This is a genomic window from Paenibacillus oleatilyticus (assembly GCF_018998565.1).
Lineage (GTDB): Bacteria > Bacillota > Bacilli > Paenibacillales > NBRC-103111 > Paenibacillus_G > Paenibacillus_G oleatilyticus.
On record NZ_JAHNZO010000009.1, the window covers coordinates 221,011 to 244,181 of the forward strand.

Here is a 23,171-nt window from a genome sequence, read left to right on the forward strand (position 1 = left end):
GTCCGATGAGAGACAGACAATTTACATTCCCAGACGCTGACGGAGAAGCGATATTCGTTTACGAATGGCTGCCGGAAGAGGATGTGCCGGTGAAGGGCGTGGTACAAATCGCGCACGGGATGGCCGAAACGGCCGCTCGTTACGAGCGATTCGCCGGGGTGCTGACGGGAGCGGGCTATGCGGTGTATGCCAACGATCACCGAGGGCACGGCCGGACGGCCGGCAGCCTTGAGCGGTTCGGCGTCATCGGCGAGAACGGTTTTCAGCGCATGGCGGAAGCGATGGGGCAGCTGACGGACTTGATTCGCGAACGATTTTCGGACGTTCCTTTTTACGTATTCGGCCACAGCATGGGGTCGTTTTTGACTCAAAAATATATGTACTTATTTCCCGGGAAAGTAGACGGCATCGTCTTGTCCGGAACGAACGGACCGCAAAAGCTGCTCGGAATTGGCAGCGCGCTGGCCCGGAGATTGGCGGCCCGCAAAGGGGAGCAGCATCGAAGCGAGCTGCTGATGAGACTTACGCTCGGCAGCTATAACCGCCAGTTTCGGCCGAATCGGACGCCGTTCGATTGGCTCAGCCGCGACGAACGGGAGGTTGACCTTTTTGCGGCAGACCCGGATTGCGGCTTTGCGATGACGGCGGGCTTCTGGATCGATTTCTTCCGCGGGCTGCAAGAGATTCACGATGAACGGAACATGCGTCTGATTCCGGTCGATATGCCTGTCTATTTATTTTCCGGCGAGCTCGATCCGGTCGGCCGTAGAGGAAAAGGAGTTGTCGAATTGGCCGGCCTGTACCGGGAGCTGGGCTTGCAGCATGTGACGTACAGGCTGTATCCGCAAGGCCGGCATGAGATGCTGAACGAGATCAACCGCGATGAAGTGATGCAGGACGTTCTCCATTGGCTGGACGAGCAGACGGCCCGTCAAAACATCGGTTCATGAGCCGGAGGACGCGTCGTTCCCGTTCTTCCCGGACGGACTGCTGACGCGTCCGGTTGTGCTCCTTGCCAGAGCGGGTATAATGGAACTGACGCGTCAAGACGAACGGGGGGGGACGGGAAGGTGGATATTCAAAAAATTACGCCGCGCAAAATTTCCGAAGCCATCGCCGAGCAAATCAAAGAGCAGATCGTCGGCGGTGCGCTGAAGCCGGGCGATAAGCTTCCTTCCACGAAGGAGCTGTCGGAGAGCTACCAAGTGGGACGCTCCACGATCCGGGAAGCGCTCAGCGCGCTCAAAGCGATGGGCCTGGTGGAAAGCCATCAAGGGGAAGGCAGCTATGTGCGCAGTATCGAGTCGCAGGACGTGGACTTGCCGGAATTCAATTCGCTGCTGATGAGCCGGGACACGGTGATGGAACTGATTGAGGCGCGCCAAGCGCTGGAAGTTTCCAATGCGGCGCTGGCGGCAGAGAAGCGGACGGAGGACGACCTGCGGCGCTTCGAGGCGGTGCTGAAGCGGATGGAGGAGCATCTGGGCGATGAAGAGGAAGGCGAGCGGGCGGATATCGAGTTTCATCTTGTACTCGCCCAAGCGACGCACAATTCGATCATGGCGCGGATGATCGAATCGATCTCGACGCAGATGCAGACCGCGATCCGCGAAACGCGCCGGCTGCAAATGTATGGAGACCGCACGGTGTCCCGGCAGCTGCTGCAGGAGCATCAGGCCGTGTACGAGGCGATCAAGCGGCAAAATCCGGGGGCTGCGCAGAACGAGATGCGGCGGCATTTGTTTCATGTCGAGCAGGTGCTGGTCCGTTATTTGAAAAAGTAGGACAAGGGGAGGGAACGGCCGTTGCCGAGCGAGCGGCCTATCCGTCTTTGTCCTTCGGAAAGCCGAAGGTAAGCAGCACGAAGCCGACCAGCATAAAAAACCATACGAAGAAGTTTTCAAAAAATGCCGGGTTGGACGGCGTCGCATCGTATGATCCTCGGGTTGCCGACCCGGCTGCAGGAATCGCTGCAGCAATTTTCGCCCCGATCCTTTCGGCGGTGTAATAGGCTCCGCTGGCGAGCAGGAAGACGGTCCCGAGAATTTTATTCAAACGGTTGCCCATCGGAAATCCGCTCCTTTCTTGGAAATATAACGATAGGGCACCTTAAATATCCTTTATCGCTTACCTCATTCGACGCCTTTCCACGGTAAAAAGTTTCGCCTTAATGGAGAAGACTCTTTTCAAAAAACAACTTATCTGATAACCTGACAAGTAAGAGAAGGAACCAGAATCCGAGGGATGGAGTGGGGACCTGTATGCGAGTTTCTTTATTCATTACATGTTTGGCCGACCAGATCTACCCGGAAGTCGGCGAAAGCGTTGTCAGGCTTCTGCACCGATACGGCTGCGAGGTTGATTTTCCGCAGATGCAGACCTGCTGCGGACAGCCCGCGTACAACAGCGGCTACCAGGATGAAGCCCGCGAGGTGGCACGGAACCTGATCCGCGCGTTCGAGCACAGCGATTATGTCGTCTCGCCTTCCGGCTCCTGTACCGGAATGGTCCACCATTATTACCCGCAGCTGTTCGAGAACGAGCCGGAGTGGAAGGCCAAGGCGGAGAAGCTGATCGGGAAAACGTACGAGTTTTCCCAGTTTTTAGTCAACGTGCTGGGTATCAAAGATCTCGGTGCCGTATACGAGGGCAAAGCGACATATCATCCGTCCTGCCATGCGAGTCGTCTGCTTGGGGTTCGCGAGGAGCCGGGCGAGCTGATGGCGCATATCGAGGGGCTGGAACTGATCGAGCTGCCCCGCAAGGAAGATTGCTGCGGCTTCGGAGGCACGTTTGCCGTCAAGATGGCCGACATGTCGGAAGCGATGGTTTGCGAGAAAGCCGCCAACGTCTGCGCGACGAAGGCCGAGCTGTTGATCGGGACGGACATGGGCTGTCTGATGAACATCGGGGGCCGTTTGAATAAAGAAAACAAGCCGGTGCGCGTCATGCATCTGGCCCAGCTGCTGGAGGAAGGAGTGAAGCGCGGTGAGCGGCATGGCAAGTGAGAAGGAATTGATCGGCACGGGCTTAAAAAAGCGCACGGAAGAAGCGCTGGCGAACGATTTTCTCCGCAAGGCGGTTGCGTTTACGACCGACAAGCTGAAGACGGCCAAGCTTCAGGTGACGGACGATTTCGGCCATTGGGAGGATTGGCGGGAGCGGGGGAGACAGATCCGGAAGCATGTCGTGGAGCATCTCGACTATTATTTGACGCAGTTTACCGATAACGTTTCCAAAGCCGGAGGCCACGTCTATTTTTGCCAGACGGGGGACGAGGCGGTCAAGACGTTTATGGAAATTGCCGAGAAGCGCCGGGCGAAGCTGGTGGCGAAAGGAAAATCGATGGTATCGGAGGAAATCCATCTGAACCGTCATTTGGAGGAACGCGGGATCGAGGCGATCGAGACGGATCTCGGCGAGTATATCTTGCAGCTCGCGAAGGAGACGCCGTCGCATCTGATCATTCCGGCGATTCACAAAAACAAGCAGCAGATCGCGGATATTTTCTCGGAGGAAGCGGGCGAGACGTTTGCGCCCGAGACGAAGGTGCTGGCGAAGTATGCCAAGCAGCGGCTGCGCAATTATTTCCTGGAAGCGGATATCGGGCTGACCGGCTGTAATTTCGGCGTTGCCGAATCGGGGGCGATCACGCTCGTTTCCAATGAAGGCAACGGACGGATGGTGACGACGCTGCCGAAGTGCCATGTCGTCGTCATGGGCATGGAGCGGCTCGTGCCGACCTATGACGACCTGGAGGTCGTCCTGAACCTGCTTGCCCGCAGTGCTACCGGGCAGAAGCTGACGACTTACACGTCGATGATCACCGGGCCGCGGCGTGAAGGCGAGCTCGACGGGCCGGAGGAGCTGCATCTGATTGTGCTGGACAACGGACGGTCGGCGCAGCTTGGCGATCCGGTGTTTCAGGAGGTGCTGCACTGCATCCGCTGTGCGGCCTGTCTGAACGTGTGCCCCGTGTACCGTCATGTGGGCGGCCACACCTACGGCAGCGTGTACAGCGGCCCGATCGGGGCGGTGCTGACGCCGCTGCTCCAGCAGGACATGAAGGAAGCGGGGCAGCTCGCTTACGCCTCCAGCCTGTGCGGGGCCTGCTACGAGGCATGCCCGGTCAAAATTCCGCTGCACGACATGCTGGTGCAGCTTCGGGCGCGCAAGGTGCGGCTCGGGCTGACGCCGCTGGCGGAGCGCGCCGCCTTCAAGACGTTCCGGACGACGTTCGGGAACGTCACGCTGTACAAGATGGCGACGAAGTCCGCCTATTATATGATGAAGCCTTTCGTGAGCAAAGGCGTGATCACGAAGGCGCCGGGTCCGGCAGCGGGCTGGACGCAGTCCCGCCATTTTCCAATGAAGCCGAAGCTGGCGTTCCGCGACCGCTGGGAGGCACTCCAGCAGGAGCTGAAGCAGCAGGCCGGCCGGAGCGAAGCCGGAGCAGCCCGCGGGCAAGCTGTGCCCGGACGGGACGAGACAGATGGCTCAGCGAAAGGAGGCGAGCGCCATGAGTAACGGCACGATCCGCGGCCGCGAAGCGTTTATCGCGAATTTGTCGTCGAGGCTCGGACGCCGGGAGGTCCCGGCGGCGGCTCCGGCGCATCCGTTTCGCGGCGCGCCGCAGTTTTATAAGCAGATCAAGCCTTCAAGGGAGGAAAAGATCGAGCTGTTCGCCCGGAACTGGCAGGCTTTGACCGGCAAGGTGCTGGTGGTGGATGAAGCCGAGGCGGCGGACAAAGTCGGCGCTTGGCTGTGTGACATTGCCGCCGAGCTTGGCGTTACGCATGTGTCCCGCTGGGAACACGAAGGGCTGACGGCGCTTGGCTTGGACGAGGCGCTGGCTGCCTCAGGCATCGCCGTCGCGCCATGGCGGCCGGTGGAAGCGGATGACAGCGCGGCATGGCCGAAGGCGGCGGGGGGCGCGAACTGGGCGCAGCGGAGCGAGCTGCTGAAGCGAACCGAGCGCTGCCAGCTCGGGATCGTTTGGCCCGACTTCGCCGTAGCGAATACGAGCACTCTGGTGCTCCAATGCTCCCCGCAGCGCGGCCGCTCGGTGAGCTTGCTGACGGAAATTTTGTTCGCCGTCTTCCGTGCCGATCAGCTCGTGTACCGGATGGGCGAGGCGTTCGAGCAGATCACCCGCGGTAAGCAGCTGCCGGCACAGTATGCTTCGTCGCTTAACCTGATTACCGGGCCGAGCCGCAGCGCCGACATCGAGAACGATCTGACGATCGGCATCCATGGCCCGGGCAAGGTATACGCGGTCATTATCCGATAGCCTGGGAAGTAGGGAAGCATATTCCAGCCGCTTGGGCGCATACTATGACGGTCACCTAATCCAAGGAGGTCATAGCCATGAATAAGCAGCGCGCCCAGGAAATCGCCGCTTCGCCGGTGATGGCGAACGTGACGTACGAAGGAGTTCCGATTTATATCCAGCATGTGGATGAAGAACGGGAGTCTGCCAGAATTTATCCGCTCGATCAGCCGGAGCAGGAGCAAGAGGTTCCGCTGAACAGTTTAGTTGAAGGTTAAGCTATTCAATAACGCTGCAGCCCCGCCAAGCTCGGATTGGCAGGGCTGCTTTTTTTAACGCTCGCTTGCAATATCCGGTTGAGACAAGGCGGCGCACTCCCGAAAAGCAAAATGCCGGCAGCCCACACACTTTGGATGCTCCAAACGGGTCAAAGCAAAATCGATTGCCTCACCCGTATGCGCAAAAAAGTGCTCTTTTCCGATCAGCGCGTCGAGTCCGGTTCGTTTCAACACGTCCCGGGGCTGTGGCTGCAGGCCCGAGATCAGAACGATGCCGCCTTGCCGGACGATATCCCGGACCACGCTGGCTAAATACGATTCCCCCGTCGTGTCCATGAACAGCACTTTGCCGAGGCGCAGGATCACTGTTTTCGGCCGTTCGTCAAGCGTCCCCGAAATCGATTTTTCAAACAGCGTTCCCGCTCCGAAAAACAACGCTCCCTCCACCGAAATAATGGCAATCTGCGGGCAGTCATGGCTGTCGTTTACGATATGAGAGGCTACTTTCCCGCGGTGCGAAGCCGGGTCCGGCAATACCTTGGCAACCTTGAGCATGCCGCTCATCCGACGGACGAACAGGACGACTGCCAGAATCAATCCGGCGATCACAGCCGTTGTCAGATCGGTCATCACGGTAAGCAAGAAAGTAATGATCAGGACGACGGAATCGGCTGTTCTTGTTTTCACAATATGAACAAACTCTCTGCGCTCGCTCATATTCCAGGCCACGACCATCAGGATCGGCGCCATGCTGGCCAGCGGAATCGCGGAAGCCAAAGGGGCGAGCACAATCAGCACGAGCAGGACGAAGACGCTGTGCACCATCCCCGATACGGGACTCGCCGCCCCGTTCTTAATATTCGCCGCGGTTCTGGCAATCGCGCCCGTTGTCGGAATTCCGCCGAACAAAGGGGTGACGATGTTCGCAATTCCTTGTCCGATCAGCTCGCGGTTGCTGTGATGGCGGCTTCCCGTCATGCCGTCAGCTACGACCGCCGATAAGAGCGACTCGATTCCTCCGAGCGCCGCGATGATGAAAGCCGGGCCAAGAAGCGGGATGATTTTCTCAAGCGTCACGTCCGGCACGTGAAACTGGGGAAGCGTCCCGGGAATGGCGCCGTACGTTGACCCGATCGTATCGACCCGGCCCTCGAACAGTAGCACCGACAGCACGCTGGATACCAGCAGGCCGATGAGCGATCCGGGCACCCGAGGCACCAGTTTCGGGGTCACCAATAACAGAGCGAGACACACGACCGCTGTTAGGACGCTGTATAGGTTTACTGTCGACAGGTGCAGCCCGATCTCTTTCATATTGGATATAAAATCCTCATGCTTACGGATGCCGCTCAGCCCTAGAAAATTCGCGATTTGGCCGGTGAAAATGATAACGGCGATCCCGGCGGTAAAGCCGATCGTCACCGGACGGGGAATAAATTGAATCAGCGCTCCGAGCTTGAACACTCCCATCAAGACAAGGAGGATTCCCGCCAGCCCGCCGGCGATCAGCAAATTTTCATACCCGTGCTGCATCACAATGGCGAACAAAATAGGAACGAACGCGCCCGTCGGCCCGCCGATCTGGAATTTGGACCCGCCAAGCAGCGAGATGAGAAATCCGGCAATCACCGTCGTATAAATGCCGTACTGAGGCTTGACTCCGGCCGCAATGGCAAAAGCCATCCCCAAAGGAATGGCTATAACCCCGACAATCGAGCCTGAGATCAGATCCCGGCGAAAATCATTTGCGCTGTACCCGTCAAATCTACCCGACCGCTTCATGACAAGACCTTCTTTTCATATATTTGATTATTTGAATATATGGGGAATATACACCCGGCCATCCGTTCTTGTCAATGGGCGGACAAGTGCCGATTTTTGCATAATCTCAGGTATAATGAAAGGAAAGATACCCCTACAGGGCACAATAACCCGCCAGGCAAGGAGCGATGTAAAAAGGATGCGAAAAGAGCCGGCAATCCATCTGTTCGAATGGTCCCCGCGCGTGCATATCGATCCGTTTCATACCCACGACCATTTGGAGATCGGTTATTGTTTATCGGGCAGCGGCACCTTTTATTTCGGGCAAAAAGCCTATGCGGCCCAGCCGGGCGATGTCTTCGTCGTCAACCATCTGGAGCGGCATGCCGCCGCGTCGGATGCGGACAATCCGAGCCATTATCTGTTTTTATATTTTGACCCGATGGTGATCGAGCAGGCGGATATGGAGCTGCTGCTGCCGTTCGTTTATTTGCCGACGAAGTTTCAGAACCGCATTCCAGGGGAACTGGACGTGGCCCGCCGAATCGGAGGGCTGTTCCATGAGCTCGCAGACGAGCAGCGGGACAAGCGGCCGGGCTATCATGGCATGATACGGGGGAAAATTTTGCAGATTTGCGCGCTGCTGCTCAGGCATTACAGCGAACAAACGTCGTCTGCGGAATGGAACCGAACCCTCTCGTCCTACTACCGGATCAAACCGGCGCTCGATTATATCGACGAGCGTTTTCGAGAATCGCTGACGCTGGAAGACGCGGCTGCCCGGCTTGGCTTAAGCCCGTCCCGGGCGCGGCATCTTTTTCAGGAGAAGCTGGGCGTCGGGTTTAAGCAGTATTTGCTCCGGCTGCGCGTGAACGAAGCCAAGCGGTTGCTGGCAAGCACCGAGCTGCCGATGGCGGAGGTGATGTTTGCAAGCGGCTTCCAGAGCCATGCGCCGTTTTACCGTGCGTTTCGGCAAATCGTCGGCGCCGCTCCGCTGGAATATCGCGAGCTATCGAGGAAGTTAGCCGTTTTTGAGAATGACTCGGGTGAAAATAAGACGACGACGCGCTCTCCCGCCGATTACAATGAAAGTACAACTTAGGTCAGGCAGGTGTACATTCGATACGGAAATGGGGAGAGCAGATGGCAGGTTGGGGCTGGCAAGCGCTGCAAGGCTTGCTGCGTGACGAAATCAAGCAGCGGAAGGAAGAAGGCTGCAACGTCGAGGGGTTTCAAGCGAAGCTGGAGGAGGCCGGGGAGGATGTCGTCAGGCTGACGGCCGTGTACGAGGAATTGTCCGCATTGCCGATCGCGGCGGATTTCCCGTATTCGGAGCCGAACGGGCTGGACGAAATCCGAGCGGCGCGTCCGGAAGGTCCGCGCAAGCTGCAAGCGGAGTGGACGGAGGAGCAGTGGAAGGATAAGTTTTATGGTGCGTGGCTCGGACGAAGCGTCGGCTGCGCGCTGGGTAAACCACTGGAGATTGGGCCGTTCCTGTACGGTACGGATAGTCATCCCGGCTGGGCCAACGTAAAGCTGTGGTTCGAAGGAGCGGATGCCTGGCCGATTCGCGATTACACGCCGGGACAGTCGCGGGCGCAGGAGCAATACGGTCTGGCACTTGCTCCTTACGGAAAGGAAAGCGAGCTGGAGCGTATCCGGTATATGGAAACCGACGACGATATCCGCTATACGGTGCTCGGTCTGCTGCTGCTGGAGGAGAAGGGAAAGGATTGGGACTCGTGGGACGTCGGCGGCCTATGGCTTAAGCATTTGCCGTTTCATAAGGTGTTCACCGCTGAGGCGCGGTCCTACGTCAACTTTACGGTGCTGAACAGCCAGATGGGGTGGCAGCGGGAAACCGATTCCGATGCGCAAAAGGAGTGGGTGCGGATGCACTTGAATCCTTACCGCGAATGGATCGGCGCGCAAATTCGCGTGGACGGATTGGCCTACGGTGCGGCCGGGCATCCCGAACTGGCCGCCGAATTCGCTTGGCGGGACGCTTCGTTCTCCCACGTGAAGAACGGCATCTATGGCGCCATGTTTGTGGCGGCGATGATTGCCGCGGCGTTCGTCGAAAGCGACCCGGAGCGGATCGTTGAGATCGGCTTGAGCGAAATTCCGCAGCACTGCCGCTTGGCTAGCGATATTCGTCAAGCGGTGGCGATCGCCCGGGAAGCGAAAGACCAGGTCGAACTGGTTGACCGGATCTGGGAAGCGTTCAAGCATTACCATCCGGTGCATACGAACAACAACGCCGCCTTATGCGCGGCAGCGCTCGTCTTCGGCCGCGGCGATTTCGAGACCGCGGTCACGACAGCGGTGCTCGGCGGCTGGGACACCGACTGCAACGGCGCGACCGTCGGTTCGATCATGGGCGCGATAGACGGGGCGAAGCGGCTGCCGGAGCGTTGGACCGCGAAGCTGAACGATACGTTATATTCGGAAATAAACGGCTTTCATCCGATCGCGATTTCGGAATGCGCCCGGCGTAGCTACGAGGTTTATCGCCGCATCAACGGATAACGACCAAAAAACCGGCTCCTTGCAAGCACAAGGAGACCGGTTTTTTGACATTTGCAATCGTTCGTCGGCATAATTATTCGTTGCGTATGTTTTCAAGCAGCGAGATGGCGTCCACCAAATGATTATCGAAGATTTGTCTGGCTACCCCGAGGAGGTCTTTAATCAGAGGATCGCGTAAAGAATAAATAACGGAGGTTCCCTCTTTGGTCCCGCTGACCACATTTTTGCTGCGGAGCACGGCCAACTGCTGCGACACGGCGGAGCCTTCGCTTCCCAGAATAGCCTGCAGCTCGTTGACGTTTTTGTCCCCTTCGCACAGTACCTCAAGAATCCGGATGCGCATAGGATGCGCCAACGCCTTGAAAAACTCCGCTTTAAACTGCTGGATTTCACGATTCATGGATCTAAGCCCCTTAAAACGTTGAACGTCTGAATATATGAATATCATACCACAGAAAAGAAGCCGGTTGTAAAACAAACCGTGAGCGTATAATATTGTTATATTCAAATAATCAAAGATTTGAGCGGTTATTCGTAGAAAGAGGCGATGGCGTATGTCCGGCTTTTGGACTTGGGAACAAAAAGAGCTCGCACGCCCGACGACCAAACAAGAAGTGATCGAAGCGGGTTTGGCTTACCTCGAAGGTGTGGGAGCGGATCTGATCTGTAAAGTTTGCATTCCGGGCGGCGGCTCCTGCTGCTCAGGCTGCCCGTTTTTGGAAGACGGCGTCGGCTGCGGACAGCGTAATACGAGCTGTACGGCTTGGTTGTGCGGTTTCTTGAAGTATATCTATTACGAAGCCGACTTGATCCGGGAATGGGAAGAGTTCTGGGATCAAGTGCCGGGGCAGCAGTTCCGGTATGATACGACCCCGCGCCACTTTGCCGTCCGTGGCTGGCTGGAGCCGCCGAAGCTCCGTTTTTTATCCGAAGCTTTCGCGGACGATTTGCGGCGGCTCCGGCAGGATCGTCCCGCTTCCTGGCTTGTCGAGCTAAAAGGGAAGCTGGACTGGCATATCGACGAAATATTGGAGAGCACCAATCCGAAATTCGTGAAAAAAACCGAAGCCAAGCTGTACCGATTGACAAGCGATTTCCAGCAGTTTCACCGGGCCAAGGCCCAGCTCGTCTAGCCCCCGCATCCCGCAAGCATTCCCCCCGGGTTCACCCCAAGCCCAAAAAGAAGTACAATAAGCTTAACCCAAACGAAAGCGGCTGAAACGATCATGCTGGAAATCCAATACTTTGAGCTGCATCGTACCTTCCATATACCGGGGGAAGCTTGGCCGGAAGTGTCGGTGGCCAACCTTACAGGGCTCTGGCTTTGTACGGAGCGGAATGTGAAAATAGTTCTTAAAAAGCTGGAAAGCGCCGGCTGGATCGAGTGGAGCCCGGGCCGTGGCCGCGGGCATGTATCCCGGATCCGGTTTCTTATGGAACCGCAGGAGCTGCTGCTGGAGCTGTCCAAACGGGCGATGCAGGAAGGCCGGCTGAATGACGCGCTGGAGTGGCTGGATCGGTTCGGCCAGGGAACGGATACGAAGGAACGGTTCATGGCGTGGCTGTCCGATTATTTCGGCTACAAGAAGGAAACAGCGGACAGCAAGCCGGTTGAAACGCTGCGCTTCCCGGTGTTTCGGTCCATTCTGACCCTTGATCCCGGGCGGATGATCTATGCGTTCGAGGTGCATTTGATGAAGCAGCTGTATAATACGCTGGTCATCTTTAACGAGCAGCGCCAGACGGTGGAGCCGAAGGTTGCCCACTACTGGGAGTGCAGTCCGGACCACCTCACATGGAAATTTTACTTACGGCGAGGCATTATGTTCCACCATGGTCGGGAATTAACGGCTCACGACGTCGCCTTTTCGCTGCGGCGGCTCATGCGCGAGACGGACCCTTTGACGCAGCGCTGGCTGGTTCAAGGCTTCGACGAAGTGCGCGTGCTGGACGAGCGGGTCGTCGAAATCCGGTTGCGCTCGCCGAATCATTTGCTGCTTCGCTATTTGTGCTTCCCTGCCACCAGCATTTTGCCCGAAGAGCTGGTGGACGGCAGGGAAGAGGCGTTCGCGCTGGCTCCGGTCGGCAGCGGCCCGTTCCGCTTGGAGTTGTGGAACGAGAATCGGTGCGTGCTGACGGCGAACCCCTCCTATTTCGAGGGCCGGGCGCACTTGGACCGGGTCGAGGTGGTGTTCCTGCCTCCGGAAGAATTGCACAGCTTTCAAGTTACCGATTCCGAAAAAATGCTATGCAATCATGACGGCGTCACCTATCCGGTGCGGCATCACTGGGAGCGTATCGAGCTGCTGAACAACGGCTGTTCGATGTTGTCCTATAATATGCAGCAGGGCGGACCGCAGCAGGACGTTCGCTTTCGCAAAGCGCTGCATCATCTGGTCGACCGGAAGAGCATGGTGGAGCAGTTGGGCGAAAACCGCCGCTTTCCCGCAACCGGAATGCAGCCTCACAATTATTTGGGGCAGGAGGATCATGCGTTTGATCCGTCCGTTGCCCGGAAGCTTTTGGACGAGATGGGGTATACGGGAGAGCCGTTTCGGATCGCAGCTATTTGGAAGCATCTGGCGGACGCGCACTGGCTGCGGGACCGCTGCCGGGAGTTCGGGATCGAGGCGGAGGTCGTCTGCTACGAGATCGACGAGCTGGCCCGGCGTGTCCGGGACCGTACTTTGAACGCGGAGGCGCTGCTGCATCAATTCGTGATCGACGAAGGAGAAGTGTCGCTGCTGGAGCTGTATTTGCGCGAAGACAGCTACATCCGCCTCGTCATGGACGAAGAATTGAGCGCGCGCGTAGACAAAATTGCGTCCGACCTGTTGGCCTCTCCTTCGCCCGAATACCGCAAGCACCGGATGCAGGAGCTGGAGGCGCTTCTGAATCATGAGCATGTGGCGCTGTTCCTCTTGTTCAAAGGGCTGCAGACGGTGCACGACCCGTCCTTGCGCGGGGTAACGATTAATTCGCTCGGCTGGATCGATTTCAAAAATGTTTGGCTGCAGTCCGTGTAAGACTGACTTGCACGGCCGAAGCCTGAGGAGGATTCCGATGATACGACAAGCTCAACCGGGGGACGCCGTTTGCGTCATACCGCTCATTTATTCCGCCATCGGCGATATTGCGTTTACTTTGACGGGCACCACCGACCCGGAGCAGGCGCAGCGTATTTTGCGCGAATTTTACGAGCGCACGGACAACCGGCTCAGCTACGAGAATACGCTCGTCGCGGAGCGGGACGGGCGTCCGGTCGGCTTTATTTTGTTCTACCATGGCAGCCGTACGGACGAACTGGACCGGCCGCTCGTCGAGCGGCTGGCCGCAATTGGGCAGACGGACGTCAAGCTTACGAAAGAAGCGCGGGACGACGAATTTTATTTGGATTCGCTTGCCGTCGATCCGGCCTATCAAGGGAAGGGCATTGCCAAGGCTTTGATGGAGGCATTCGAAGCGGAAGCCGCAAGGCGGGGATACGACAAGGTATCGCTGATCGTCGAGGAAAGCAACGACAAAGCGAGACGGTTGTACGAGGCCAAAGGCTACGAAGCGGACGGTCAGTTGGAGGTCAGCGGCCATTTATACAATCATATGGTGAAGCGGGTCGTTCCCGCGGAATAAAAAAGCGAACCTCAAGTCCGGCGTAGGGGCTTGAGGTTCGTCGCTTTTAAAGCGTGTTTGGTTGTTATTCAGGCATAGGCTTGCCAAGCGGAACTTTCCAATCGATAGACGTGTTTTTTTTGAGTACATCCGGGTTCTCCAAAGTAATTGTCTCTGGCATCTTGTCCAGATCTTCAATGTGAATTACTTTTCGGAACTTATACTTTCCGTTTTCATCCTGTTCGCGCCTTGTGTAATCGAAACTCTTCCAATCTTGATTGTTCACCTTGATGTTCCAATCAAATAACTCAACCGTTTTTTTGTCCAATATGCCTTCCATCTCTAGGTAGACACCCTTAGCAGAAGTACGCATATCCTGATACGGTTCCGTTTCTCCGAATACCTTTTTAACAGTATTTCTTGGCAATGGTCTGAAGCTATCATCCGTTTTTAATTCCACTTTCGTTATCTTTAACGTTTTTCCCTCCCCCAGATCAATCACCTGCGGCATTCGGGATACGGCCTGCGGGTCTATCGTAATCGTTTGTTGAAGGGACTCCGACCAATAATAGGCCGTTAATTCAAAGGTGAGGTCTTCATCCTCTTCGAATCGTTTGAATTGAGTACCGACATGTCCTAGTTTCTCGCTCTCATCGCCGGATGTTATCAGGTTCTTGTTTTGAACTCTTGAAGGATCTTTGGCAGCCACAACCTCTCCTTTCTTGTTCTTTACTTGGTATCCATAGTTCCCCCTGCCGTCGATGCTTGTGATGATCTGGGAGATTGCATTGATCGATTGCCACCCTATGAGATGAAAAGCCGGTCTGCCCGGCATTTGATATGTTTTATTTAGCACAACGAGATTCGATTTTTGTTTCAGCTCCTTGACATTGATAGGAGCGGTCAAATGCCACTTGCCTGGTTTGCCGTCGACCCGGTTCAAATCAAAGTGGACGATAACCTGCTCCGGCAGCTTCTCGAACGTTTCGTCGTCTAAAGAAATATTCAATATGCTGATAGGAATGCTGTCAATCTGAGGATGCATGCCAGAGTACGAAACTTTGGAACGATTAATAATTCGGTTTCCTTTCTCGTCTGTAACATATACGTCGTTTTTGTTCGAATTTTCGAGATTGTATTTATGAAACTGATGCTCCGACGAACCCTGCACCATGTTAAAACTGAACGCTTCGCCCGGGACGTCAAGTGGAAGATGCTTTCCATCTTTGATAAATTCCATTTCAAGTGAAATGACCTTCGGATTGATCACGGCCCGCTTTACTTTGAACACGATGTCCTGATCCTTTGTCTCGGCTTGAAGATTCAACAGCGATTGCACGTACGATGCGAATGTCGGCGACGTATAGGTGCCGATGGATATCGCGATGGCCAAGCCGGCGGTGGCGACAGCCATTTTTTTCCTCATACTGCCTCTCCAACATGCATTTAAGATAAGATCGAGCATTTTCAGCTCATTCTTGTCCTCCGCAGCCTTTGTGGAGATTTTTTCCATCACTTCGTTTGTGAACGAGTCCGGCAAAGAAGGAGCATCATCCAAGGCGTCCAAGGCGGCGAATTCGCTCATGCAGCTTTCAAGCGCCGTACGGCAGGCCGAACACGCTGCAAGGTGACCGTCCATCCGTTGCCGCTCCTGCAGGGTGACTTCCCCGTCCAAGTATGCAATCATTTGTTTAAATATCAAGCATTTCATGCAGACCGCCTCCTTGCTCGCTTGCCGTAAGGACTTCGCGCAGTTTTTTTCGGGCCCGGTACAGGCGGACTTGCACCGTATCGGGAGGAAGATCCAGCACCTCGCCAATTTCCTTATAGCTCAGCTCCTGGGTATGGCGAAGCAGCAGCACGGTACGGTAGCTCTCCGGCAAGGCCATGACCTGCTCCCGCAGGGAAGCCGCCTGTTCCTTGGCCAGACATATGCTTTCGGGCGTCAGGGTGTCCGCGAACTCCAGATCGTGGATCGGGACGCTCTTGACCGGTTTCCGGCGCCGCAGCTCGTCGATGGCACGGCAGTAGGCAATGCGATAGAGCCAGGTAAAAAATTGACTGGACCCTGTGAACGTGTCCAATTGGAAGTATGCCTTGATAAACACTTCCTGGGCTAAATCCTGAGCGTCTTGCGCTTCACCGAGCATCCGAAACAAAAAGACATAAATCCGGTGCTTGTATTTGTTGACGAGCCCGGCATAGGCTTCCTGCTCGCCCTGCCGCACGCGCTCGATAAGTGCCAGATCATCCTGCATGCAACATCCTCCAATAACCAAAGCTTCGGTATGAGGCCTCATCCGATTTTTGCTCGTTCAATAGATTTAGACGGAAATTTTGCAATAATCTTACACTACTGTTGAAAAGAATGTTGTTTTTATGATGTGTAAACCGAAGCGCTCTGTCAATTTATATTTCGATGTTAAAAAACATCACATAGCATCTTGTTTTTTTAGAAAGATGTTGTTACAATCAAACTATTAAAAAACGGAACTTAAATTCCGAAATTCGGTACAACAAAATTTTGACTCATCATTTCGACGAATTCCTTTCAAGGAGGCGGCAACGTGTTTACGAAGCAAGAGCTGCAAGACATCATCGAATTGATTGGCCGGTCACCCGTTCAGAAGTTTAAATATTCGGATGGGACGGCACAATTATTAATTGTGAAAGACAACGCCGCCTTATCGCCAAAAGCGGACAAACGCAGCACGAAAGCGGCGTCGGAGCCCATGGGGGAGCATGCGGAAGCTGCGGGTGCGAAGCCTTCGGAACCCGACGGCGCGCAGCCGGCCATGGCCGAAAAGAACGCGGAGCCGGATGCTCCCAAGCTCATCGAGATCGTCGCGCCGACCGTCGGCACGTTTTATACGTCCGCCGAGCAAGGAGCGGCTCCTTACGTGCAAGTCGGGGACAAGGTCACTCCGGAGAAGGTGGTTTGCGTGTTGGAGGCCATGAAGCTGTTTACGGAAGTATTGGCCAAGGTGTCGGGAGAAATCGTCGAGATCGCCGTCGAGAACGGGCAATTCGTGGAATACGGGCAGCCGCTCTTTATCGTCAAACCCGAGTAATCGCGTGAATCAAACGGATGGAAGGGAGCATCTCATGTTTAAGAAAGTATTGATTGCCAATCGGGGAGAAATCGCCGTTCGCATTATAAGGGCATGTAAAGAACTGGATATGAAAACGGTTGCGGTATACTCCCAAGCGGACAAACCTTCCTTGCATGTGAGTATGGCGGACGAAGCCTACTGTATCGGGCCGACGGCCGCCAAGGACAGCTATCTGAATGTGGCCCGTCTAATCGCAGTTGCTTTGCATGCAGGGGCCGACGCCATTCATCCCGGCTACGGATTTTTGTCCGAAAATGCCGATTTTGCGGAAACGTGCGAAGAATACGGTATCGCGTTTATCGGACCGGACGCGGAAGCGATCCGCAAGATGGGCGACAAGGCCGTGGCCAAAGAAACGATGCGGGAGGCAGGCGTTCCGGTCGTTCCGGGCACGGACGGCATCATCGACCGGGTGGAAGACGCCCTTCGGATGGCGGCGGAAATCGGCTATCCGGTCATTGTGAAAGCAACCGCCGGCGGCGGAGGCAAAGGGATGAGGGTAGCCCAGGACGAAAAGCAGCTGGTCGAGGTCATCCAGCAAGCGCGGAAAGAAGCAGACGCGGCTTTCGGCAATTCCGGCGTCTATCTGGAAAAATATTTGGAAGGTCCGAGGCACGTCGAAGTGCAAATTATGGCCGACCAAGAGGGCCAAGTCGTCTATCTTGGCGAGCGGGATTGTTCGATTCAACGACGCCATCAGAAGCTGGTGGAAGAGGCACCGTCCCCTGCGATCGACGCCGAATTGCGGGAGCGAATGGGCGCTGCGGCCGTCGCCGCCGCCAAAGCGGTCCGTTATCGTGGCGCAGGCACCGTGGAATTTTTGCTGGATCGGCATGGGCGATTTTATTTTATGGAAATGAACACCCGCATTCAGGTCGAGCATCCGGTCACGGAAATGGTCACCGGGATCGACCTCATCAAAGAACAGTTGACCGTAGCGGCAGGCTGCTCGCTTTCGTTCCGGCAAGAGGACATCCGCATCAACGGATGGGCGATGGAATGCCGGATCAATGCCGAGAATCCGGCTCAAGATTTCATGCCCTCGCCGGGCAAAGTTACGGCTTACACGCCTCCGGGAGGCTTCGGCGTCCGGGTCGACAGCTCGGTGTATGCCGGCTATCAGATTACGCCGTTCTACGATTCCATGGTCGCGAAGCTCATTGTATGGGGCAAAGACCGGCAGGATGCCATTCGTCGAATGAGAAGGGCCCTGGACGAATTTGTGATCGACGGGATCAAGACGACGATTCCGTTCCATCGGCAATTGATGGAGCACGAGACGTTCGTATCGGGTGATTTTGATACCAAGTTTCTGGAAACGCATGAAATCCATCCGGAACGATCCGCAAACGAACATCGATGAAAGAGGTGGGCAGCATGCCTGACAACCAGCGCGAAGAGCGGATGGAGCCGGAAATATACCCGTTGGGCGATGCTGCGGTTTCCGTCCAATTGGGCAGCGGCATCGATCCGAAGACGCACCGCCAAGTTCAAGCTTTAACCGCCTATCTTGAGCGGCATCCGTTTCCGGGGCTGATCGAAATCGTTCCAGCCTTTGTGACGGTTACCGTGTTTTACGATCCCTTGAAGCTGCGCGATCCGGCGACGGGGGAAAGCTGCAGAGCGCGAGACGGCAGCGGGTTCCGCTCCCCGTATGAGCTGATCCGAGGCATCGTCAAGCGGGCGGCCGCTAATTTGGATAACACCTTTGAAAGCGCTTCGAATATTGTTCGCATCCCTGTATGCTATGGAGGCGAATTGGGGCCGGATTTGAACAGCGTAGCCGAATATCACGGATTGACTCCCGAGGAAGTCATCGAAATCCATTCGTCGCAAGATTATTTGGTCTATATGATCGGGTTTGCTCCGGGCTTTCCTTACTTGGGCGGGCTGTCCGAACGCATCGCCACCCCGCGGCGAAGCACGCCACGGCTGCAGATTGAGGCGGGAACGGTAGGCATCGGAGGAAACCAGACCGGAATTTATCCGATCTCCACGCCGGGAGGATGGCAGTTGATCGGAAGAACGCCGCTGCCGTTATTTCGCCCCGACGATTCTTCGCCCAGTTTGTTGAAGGCGGGAGATATCGTGCGATTCCAGCCGATCGGGCTTAAACAATTCGAAGAGTGGAGAGAGGACAGCACATGAGCATGCAGATTGTCAATCCGGGACTCTTGACCACGATACAGGATAAAGGGAGGTTCGGATTTCAACAGCAGGGGGTTATCGTCAGCGGGGCTATGGATACGTTCGCGCTTCGTGCGGCGAATGTGTTGGTCGGCAACGAAGAGAATGCAGCCGCCTTGGAAGTTACGTTAATGGGAACGGTCATCCGTTTTGAAGCCGATTCGCTCATTTCCGTCTGCGGCGGAAATCTGTCGCCCACAATTGAAGGAGAGCCGGTTCCTTTATGGAGACCCCTCTTGATCAAAGAAGGTTCGACGCTGGAATTCGGGCCGTGCCGGTCGGGCGCCCGCGTGTATTTGGCGGTAGCGGGCGGAATCGATGTTCCGCCGGTGATGCACAGCCGGAGCACGTACCTTCGGGCGAAAATCGGAGGGCATGAAGGGAGAGCCTTGAAGGCCGGCGACCGGCTTGACTTTGGTCTTCCTTCCGAAACGGCGGCCGGATACCTGAAAGCCCGGCAGGCTGCTCTTCGTGCTAGGAGGTGGCTGGCAGCGGAATGGTTTATGGGGAACGAGGCGCTGCCAGCCTATGCTAAAGATCCCGTGATCCGGGTGATCCGGGGCCGGGAATACGATGCTTTTACGGAAGAAAGCCAAACTGCGTTTGTCACCCGGACCTTCCGGATTACACCGCAGTCGGACCGGATGGGCTACCGGCTTCAGGGGGAGACGCTTGCCTTCAAGGAATCGCTGGAGACACTTTCTGAAGCGGTTTCATTCGGTACCATACAGGTGCCGCCCGAAGGGAATCCGATTGTGCTGATGGCGGACCGGCAAACGATCGGAGGCTATCCAAGAATCGCGCAGGTCATCACGGCGGATCTTCCCGTTTTGGCCCAAGCCAAGCCCGGTGACAGCATCCGTTTCGCCGAAGTTTCTTTGCAGGAGGCCGAGGAGCTTTATATCCGGAAAGAGCTGGAATTCGAACGATTGACCAGGGTGATAAAGCTTTATTTGAAGGCCCGGTGAGTGACGCCCGGCGGTGCGTTATCCGCTGAAATTTGAAAGGAGGCGCAGCCTATGTATGTGGTGGATTTAAATTGCGATCTCGGGGAAAGCTTCGGGGCCTATAAGCAGGGAAATGACGAGGAAATGCTGCGGCTTGTCACTTCGGTGAACATCGCCTGCGGCTTCCACGCCGGAGATCCCGGCACGATGCGTCAAACCGTCAAGTCCGCGCTGGATAACAAGGTGGCCATCGGCGCCCATCCGGGGCTTCCGGACTTAATCGGCTTCGGCCGGCGGAATATGGAGATCTCGCCGCAGGAAGCGTTCGATATGGTCGTCTACCAAATCGGGGCGCTGAACGGCTTCGTCCAGGCAGAAGGGGGCGTGATGCGTCACGTCAAGCCGCACGGGGCATTATACAATATGGCGGCCCGCAGCGCCAAGCTGGCCGAGGCGATTGCGGAAGCCGTTTATAAAGTGAATCCGCAGCTGATCTTGTACGGCCTGTCCGGAAGCGAGCTGATTCGCGCGGGGGCTAAGCTCGGCCTGCTGACGGCAAGCGAGGTGTTTGCCGACCGCACCTATCAATCGGACGGAAGCCTGACTCCGCGCAGCCAACAGGACGCTATGATCAACGATCCGTCGGCCGCCGTCGAGCAAATTATGACCATGGTGAAGGAAGGAACGGTCAGATCGCAGCAGGGGACGGATGTTCCTATCCTGGCCGAGACGATCTGTATCCATGGCGACGGGAAGCATGCCGTAGAGTTCGCCCGCGGCATACGGGACATGCTCCAAGCCGAAGGAATTACACTAGTGCCGGCTCACGATAACCGCAACATCTAAAAGGAGGAATACATTTATGTTGACGCTGCTTGGAGTCCTGATCGTCATCGTCGGCTTCGCCCTGCGCTTTAATCCGCTGCTTGTCGTTTGCGCGGCCGGGATTGTAACGGGAATTGCCGGCCATCTGTCCTTCGGCGAAATTTTGACAACCTTCGGCAATGCTTTCGTTTCCAACCGCTACTTGTCCTTGTTTATCCTTACGCTCCCGGTTGTCGGACTGCTGGAACGGTACGGTCTGAAGGAGCAGTCGCAGGAACTGATCGGTAAAATTAAAGCGGCCACGACAGGCCGGCTGCTGCTGGTCTACCTGGTGATCCGCCAAGCGACCGCGGCCATAGGGCTTACCAGCCTCGGCGGGCATGCGCAGATGGTTCGTCCGCTTGTTTCCCCGATGGCCGAAGGCGCAGCCGCGCATAAGCACGGACCCTTGCCCAAAAACGTTTCCGACCGGATCAAAGCTTATTCCGCATCGACAGACAATGTGGGCCTGTTTTTTGGAGAAGACGTATTTATCGCATTTGGCGCCGTATTGCTGATTCAAGGCTTCTTAGCGCAAAATGGCGTTCAAGTGGAGCCTTTGCACGTCTCCGTCTGGGGGATCCCGACGGCGATCGCGGCGTTTCTCATTCATGGCACAAGGCTGTATCTGCTGGACCGTAAAATCAAGCAGATGATCGATTCGGAGCCGTCCGGCTCGTCCGAAGAAACCTTGGAAGAGGTGCAGAGCCATGCTCGTTAATCTGGAATACGTTTATTATGTAGCCGCGGTCTTTTTGATCGTTATTGCAGGTCTCAGCTTGAAGGATACAAGCAATCCGAGACGGCTGCTGACGGCGGCATTTTGGGCGCTTTTCGCCATATCCTTTGCTTTCGGCAAGTTAATCCCACCTATGTATATGGGAATCATCGTCATTGTTATGGCGGTCATCGCAGGCTTTGGGGGCGTTCGGCCGGGCAAGCATAAGCAAGTGGCGGATGAAGAACGGGCGGCTTCGGCGGCGAAATATAAAAACAAGCTGTTCCTGCCGATTCTGATGATACCGCTCCTCACGCTGATCGGAGCCACTTTGCTCAAGGATGTGACCATCGGCGGCTTGCGGCTGCTGGACAAGTCCAACGTAACGCTGGCAGCCCTTGGCGTAGCGTGTGTGCTGGCATTCGTCGCGGCCATTACGCTGACCAAACAAAAAAGCATCGTCCCGGTGAAGGAATCGCGGCGCCTGCTCGATTCGATCGGCTGGGCTGCCGTGCTCCCGCAAACGCTCGCAAGCTTGGGGGCGCTGTTCTCGGCTGCGGGCGTCGGCAAAGTGATCGCGGAGCTGGTCGGTTCCTCCATTCCGGTGGACAATCGTCTGCTCGTCGTAGCCGCCTATTCTATCGGGATGGCCGTATTTACGATGATCATGGGCAACGCTTTCGCCGCGTTCCCGGTCATGACGGCCGGCATCGGCCTTCCGCTGCTCGTAGGCATGCATGGGGCCAATCCGGCGGTCATGTCCGCCATCGGCATGCTGTCCGGCTACTGCGGGACGCTGATGACGCCGATGGGAGCTAACTTTAACATCGTGCCTGCCGCGCTGCTCGATCTGCCCAAGTATAGTGTCATCAAGGCCCAAGTGCCGACAGCGTTGATTTTGTTGGCGGCCAATATCGTACTGATGTATGTTCTCGCTTTTTAACGGCTGTCCGCCGCACATCGTGTCAATGCTCTAAATATCCCATCTTTTTGGAAATCGCTTTACCTGCGGCTACGGTCTTCTCGATTAATTCCGGCAGACGCTGCTCGGTAAAGCGGTTTTCCAATCCGGAGATGCTTAGCCCCGCAATCACTTGTCCGCTATAATTATAAATAGGAACGGCTACGGCCGAAGTAAAATTGCGCAGCTCCGAATGGCTGATCGTGTAGCCGCGCGCTTTGGCTTCTTGAATCGATTCGAGAAGCTTCGGCTTATCGGTGATCGTGCCGTCCGCGTAGGCGACGAGGGGCGTTTCTTCAATATATGTTTGCAGCTCCTGCTGCGGCATGAACGAGAGCAAAATCCGCGGACAGGCTCCGGCGTATAGAGCGGCTCTGCGGCCGATTTGGGTGAACACCCTTACCGGCTGGGTCGTATCCACCTTCTCGATGTAGATCGCTTCGTTTCCTTCCCGGATGACCAGATTGGCGGCCTCTTCCACGTCGTCCCGCAGCTGCTTCATGACCGGCAGGGCGATTTTACGGATATCGAGACGCTCCTTGACCAGCTGCCCGAATTGCAGGAACATGAAGCCGAGCTCATATTTTCCTTCTGCGGTTTTGGCGAGCAGGCCCATTTCCTCGAGCGAGCCGATCATGCGGTGCACGGTCGTTTTCGCTTGTCCCGACAACGTCGACATTTCCTGCAAAGATAGCTGTTCGTAGGTTAGAAAGAGATCCAGAATCTCTTTGGCTTTGACGACAGTTTTGTTTTTATTCTGCATGGCAACCTCCAACTCATTCCGTATATCGGAACGCTACTTCAATTATATTAAAATATGAAAATACATTCCAGCTTTAAAACCAAGTTTTATATAGCGAGGAGCCATTCCTGTAATGAAGTAATTTGAGCTTTGAACAAAAAAAGCGCCTCTTGTATACTGGGAAACGTTCCGA

General features: G+C 55.9%; 24 protein-coding genes. 18 read left to right on the top strand and 6 right to left on the bottom strand.

Annotated features, from left to right (window positions below; genetic code table 11):
* The first annotated feature begins 5 nt into the window (after positions 1–5).
* A complete protein-coding gene (locus KQX66_RS14360; RefSeq protein WP_216793501.1) occupies positions 6–950 on the top strand; it encodes an alpha/beta hydrolase in 945 nt (314 codons plus the stop codon).
* 120 nt (positions 951–1,070) lie between these two features.
* Entirely contained in the window at positions 1,071–1,784 is a 714-nt protein-coding gene (locus KQX66_RS14365) for a FadR/GntR family transcriptional regulator (protein ID WP_216793503.1), read from the top strand.
* Between the two features lie 37 nt (positions 1,785–1,821).
* Here the strand turns inward: KQX66_RS14365 and KQX66_RS14370 are convergent, their stop codons facing one another.
* Entirely contained in the window at positions 1,822–2,067 is a 246-nt protein-coding gene (locus KQX66_RS14370) for a hypothetical protein (protein WP_216793505.1), read from the bottom strand.
* A 194-nt stretch (positions 2,068–2,261) separates the two neighbouring features.
* On the opposite strand from KQX66_RS14370, the gene KQX66_RS14375 reads away from it, so the two are divergent.
* From KQX66_RS14375 to KQX66_RS14390, 4 genes are all read left to right on the top strand, one after another.
* Positions 2,262–3,008 carry a (Fe-S)-binding protein gene (locus KQX66_RS14375; RefSeq protein ID WP_216793508.1) on the top strand — a complete coding sequence of 249 codons (747 nt, stop codon included), beginning with the start codon at positions 2,262–2,264 and terminating at the stop codon, positions 3,006–3,008.
* Positions 2,998–4,527, top strand: a complete 1,530-nt coding sequence (locus tag KQX66_RS14380) for a LutB/LldF family L-lactate oxidation iron-sulfur protein (RefSeq protein WP_253957159.1) — start codon at positions 2,998–3,000, stop codon at positions 4,525–4,527. The genes KQX66_RS14375 and KQX66_RS14380 overlap by 11 nt, the downstream gene beginning before the upstream one ends.
* Positions 4,520–5,290: a LutC/YkgG family protein gene (locus KQX66_RS14385; protein ID WP_216793512.1), complete on the top strand. Its 771-nt coding sequence runs from the start codon at positions 4,520–4,522 to the stop codon at positions 5,288–5,290. Before KQX66_RS14380 ends, KQX66_RS14385 begins: the two co-directional genes overlap by 8 nt.
* Before the next feature lie 77 nt (positions 5,291–5,367).
* Positions 5,368–5,547: a small acid-soluble spore protein H gene (locus KQX66_RS14390; RefSeq protein ID WP_216793514.1), complete on the top strand. Its 180-nt coding sequence runs from the start codon at positions 5,368–5,370 to the stop codon at positions 5,545–5,547.
* Positions 5,548–5,601: 54 nt separating this feature from the next.
* On the opposite strand, the gene KQX66_RS14395 is transcribed toward KQX66_RS14390, so the two are convergent.
* Positions 5,602–7,329: a SulP family inorganic anion transporter gene (locus KQX66_RS14395; RefSeq protein WP_216793515.1), complete on the bottom strand. Its 1,728-nt coding sequence runs from the start codon at positions 7,327–7,329 to the stop codon at positions 5,602–5,604.
* 178 nt (positions 7,330–7,507) lie between these two features.
* Between KQX66_RS14395 and KQX66_RS14400 the strand changes: the two genes are divergently transcribed.
* Together KQX66_RS14400 and KQX66_RS14405 are read left to right on the top strand one after the other, a co-directional pair.
* Entirely contained in the window at positions 7,508–8,410 is a 903-nt protein-coding gene (locus KQX66_RS14400) for an AraC family transcriptional regulator (protein WP_216793517.1), read from the top strand.
* A gap of 41 nt (positions 8,411–8,451) precedes the next feature.
* The gene (locus KQX66_RS14405) at positions 8,452–9,837 is read left to right on the top strand and encodes an ADP-ribosylglycohydrolase family protein (RefSeq protein WP_216793519.1); all 1,386 of its coding nucleotides are present in this window, start codon (positions 8,452–8,454) and stop codon (positions 9,835–9,837) included.
* Between the two features lie 73 nt (positions 9,838–9,910).
* Here the strand turns inward: KQX66_RS14405 and KQX66_RS14410 are convergent, their stop codons facing one another.
* A complete protein-coding gene (locus tag KQX66_RS14410; protein WP_010492260.1) occupies positions 9,911–10,237 on the bottom strand; it encodes an ArsR/SmtB family transcription factor in 327 nt (108 codons plus the stop codon).
* A 154-nt stretch (positions 10,238–10,391) separates the two neighbouring features.
* Between KQX66_RS14410 and KQX66_RS14415 the strand changes: the two genes are divergently transcribed.
* From KQX66_RS14415 to KQX66_RS14425, 3 genes are all read left to right on the top strand, one after another.
* On the top strand, positions 10,392–10,970 hold the full coding sequence (locus KQX66_RS14415; protein ID WP_216793521.1) for a hypothetical protein: 579 nt from the start codon (positions 10,392–10,394) through the stop codon (positions 10,968–10,970).
* 93 nt (positions 10,971–11,063) lie between these two features.
* Positions 11,064–12,863, top strand: coding sequence for an ABC transporter substrate-binding protein (locus KQX66_RS14420; protein WP_216793523.1), 1,800 nt, complete (start codon positions 11,064–11,066; stop codon positions 12,861–12,863).
* 37 nt (positions 12,864–12,900) lie between these two features.
* Positions 12,901–13,467: a GNAT family N-acetyltransferase gene (locus tag KQX66_RS14425; protein WP_216793525.1), complete on the top strand. Its 567-nt coding sequence runs from the start codon at positions 12,901–12,903 to the stop codon at positions 13,465–13,467.
* 64 nt (positions 13,468–13,531) lie between these two features.
* Here KQX66_RS14425 and KQX66_RS14430 read toward each other — a convergent pair whose 3' ends face one another.
* Positions 13,532–15,157, bottom strand: coding sequence for an anti-sigma factor family protein (locus KQX66_RS14430; RefSeq protein ID WP_216793527.1), 1,626 nt, complete (start codon positions 15,155–15,157; stop codon positions 13,532–13,534).
* Positions 15,138–15,704, bottom strand: a complete 567-nt coding sequence (locus KQX66_RS14435) for an RNA polymerase sigma factor (protein ID WP_216793529.1) — start codon at positions 15,702–15,704, stop codon at positions 15,138–15,140. Before KQX66_RS14435 ends, KQX66_RS14430 begins: the two co-directional genes overlap by 20 nt.
* A gap of 309 nt (positions 15,705–16,013) precedes the next feature.
* Here KQX66_RS14435 and accB point away from each other — a divergent pair, with 309 nt between their 5' ends.
* Genes accB through KQX66_RS14470 form a run of 7 tightly spaced genes read left to right on the top strand, consistent with a single transcriptional unit; the run spans position 16,014 to position 22,218 of the window.
* Positions 16,014–16,517 carry an acetyl-CoA carboxylase biotin carboxyl carrier protein gene (gene accB / locus KQX66_RS14440; protein WP_216793531.1) on the top strand — a complete coding sequence of 168 codons (504 nt, stop codon included), beginning with the start codon at positions 16,014–16,016 and terminating at the stop codon, positions 16,515–16,517.
* 34 nt (positions 16,518–16,551) lie between these two features.
* Positions 16,552–17,922, top strand: coding sequence for an acetyl-CoA carboxylase biotin carboxylase subunit (accC, locus tag KQX66_RS14445; protein ID WP_216793532.1), 1,371 nt, complete (start codon positions 16,552–16,554; stop codon positions 17,920–17,922).
* Between the two features lie 14 nt (positions 17,923–17,936).
* A complete protein-coding gene (pxpB, locus tag KQX66_RS14450; protein WP_253957138.1) occupies positions 17,937–18,707 on the top strand; it encodes a 5-oxoprolinase subunit PxpB in 771 nt (256 codons plus the stop codon).
* Positions 18,704–19,714, top strand: a complete 1,011-nt coding sequence (locus KQX66_RS14455) for a 5-oxoprolinase subunit C family protein (RefSeq protein WP_284439811.1) — start codon at positions 18,704–18,706, stop codon at positions 19,712–19,714. The genes pxpB and KQX66_RS14455 overlap by 4 nt, the downstream gene beginning before the upstream one ends.
* Positions 19,715–19,765: 51 nt before the next feature.
* On the top strand, positions 19,766–20,539 hold the full coding sequence (locus KQX66_RS14460; protein ID WP_216793534.1) for a LamB/YcsF family protein: 774 nt from the start codon (positions 19,766–19,768) through the stop codon (positions 20,537–20,539).
* Positions 20,540–20,555: 16 nt separating this feature from the next.
* Positions 20,556–21,278, top strand: a complete 723-nt coding sequence (locus KQX66_RS14465; protein ID WP_216793536.1) for a DUF969 domain-containing protein — start codon at positions 20,556–20,558, stop codon at positions 21,276–21,278.
* Entirely contained in the window at positions 21,268–22,218 is a 951-nt protein-coding gene (locus KQX66_RS14470) for a DUF979 domain-containing protein (RefSeq protein ID WP_216793538.1), read from the top strand. Before KQX66_RS14465 ends, KQX66_RS14470 begins: the two co-directional genes overlap by 11 nt.
* Positions 22,219–22,240: 22 nt before the next feature.
* On the opposite strand, the gene KQX66_RS14475 is transcribed toward KQX66_RS14470, so the two are convergent.
* Positions 22,241–22,999: an IclR family transcriptional regulator gene (locus tag KQX66_RS14475; RefSeq protein WP_216793540.1), complete on the bottom strand. Its 759-nt coding sequence runs from the start codon at positions 22,997–22,999 to the stop codon at positions 22,241–22,243.
* Positions 23,000–23,171 lie beyond the last annotated feature (172 nt).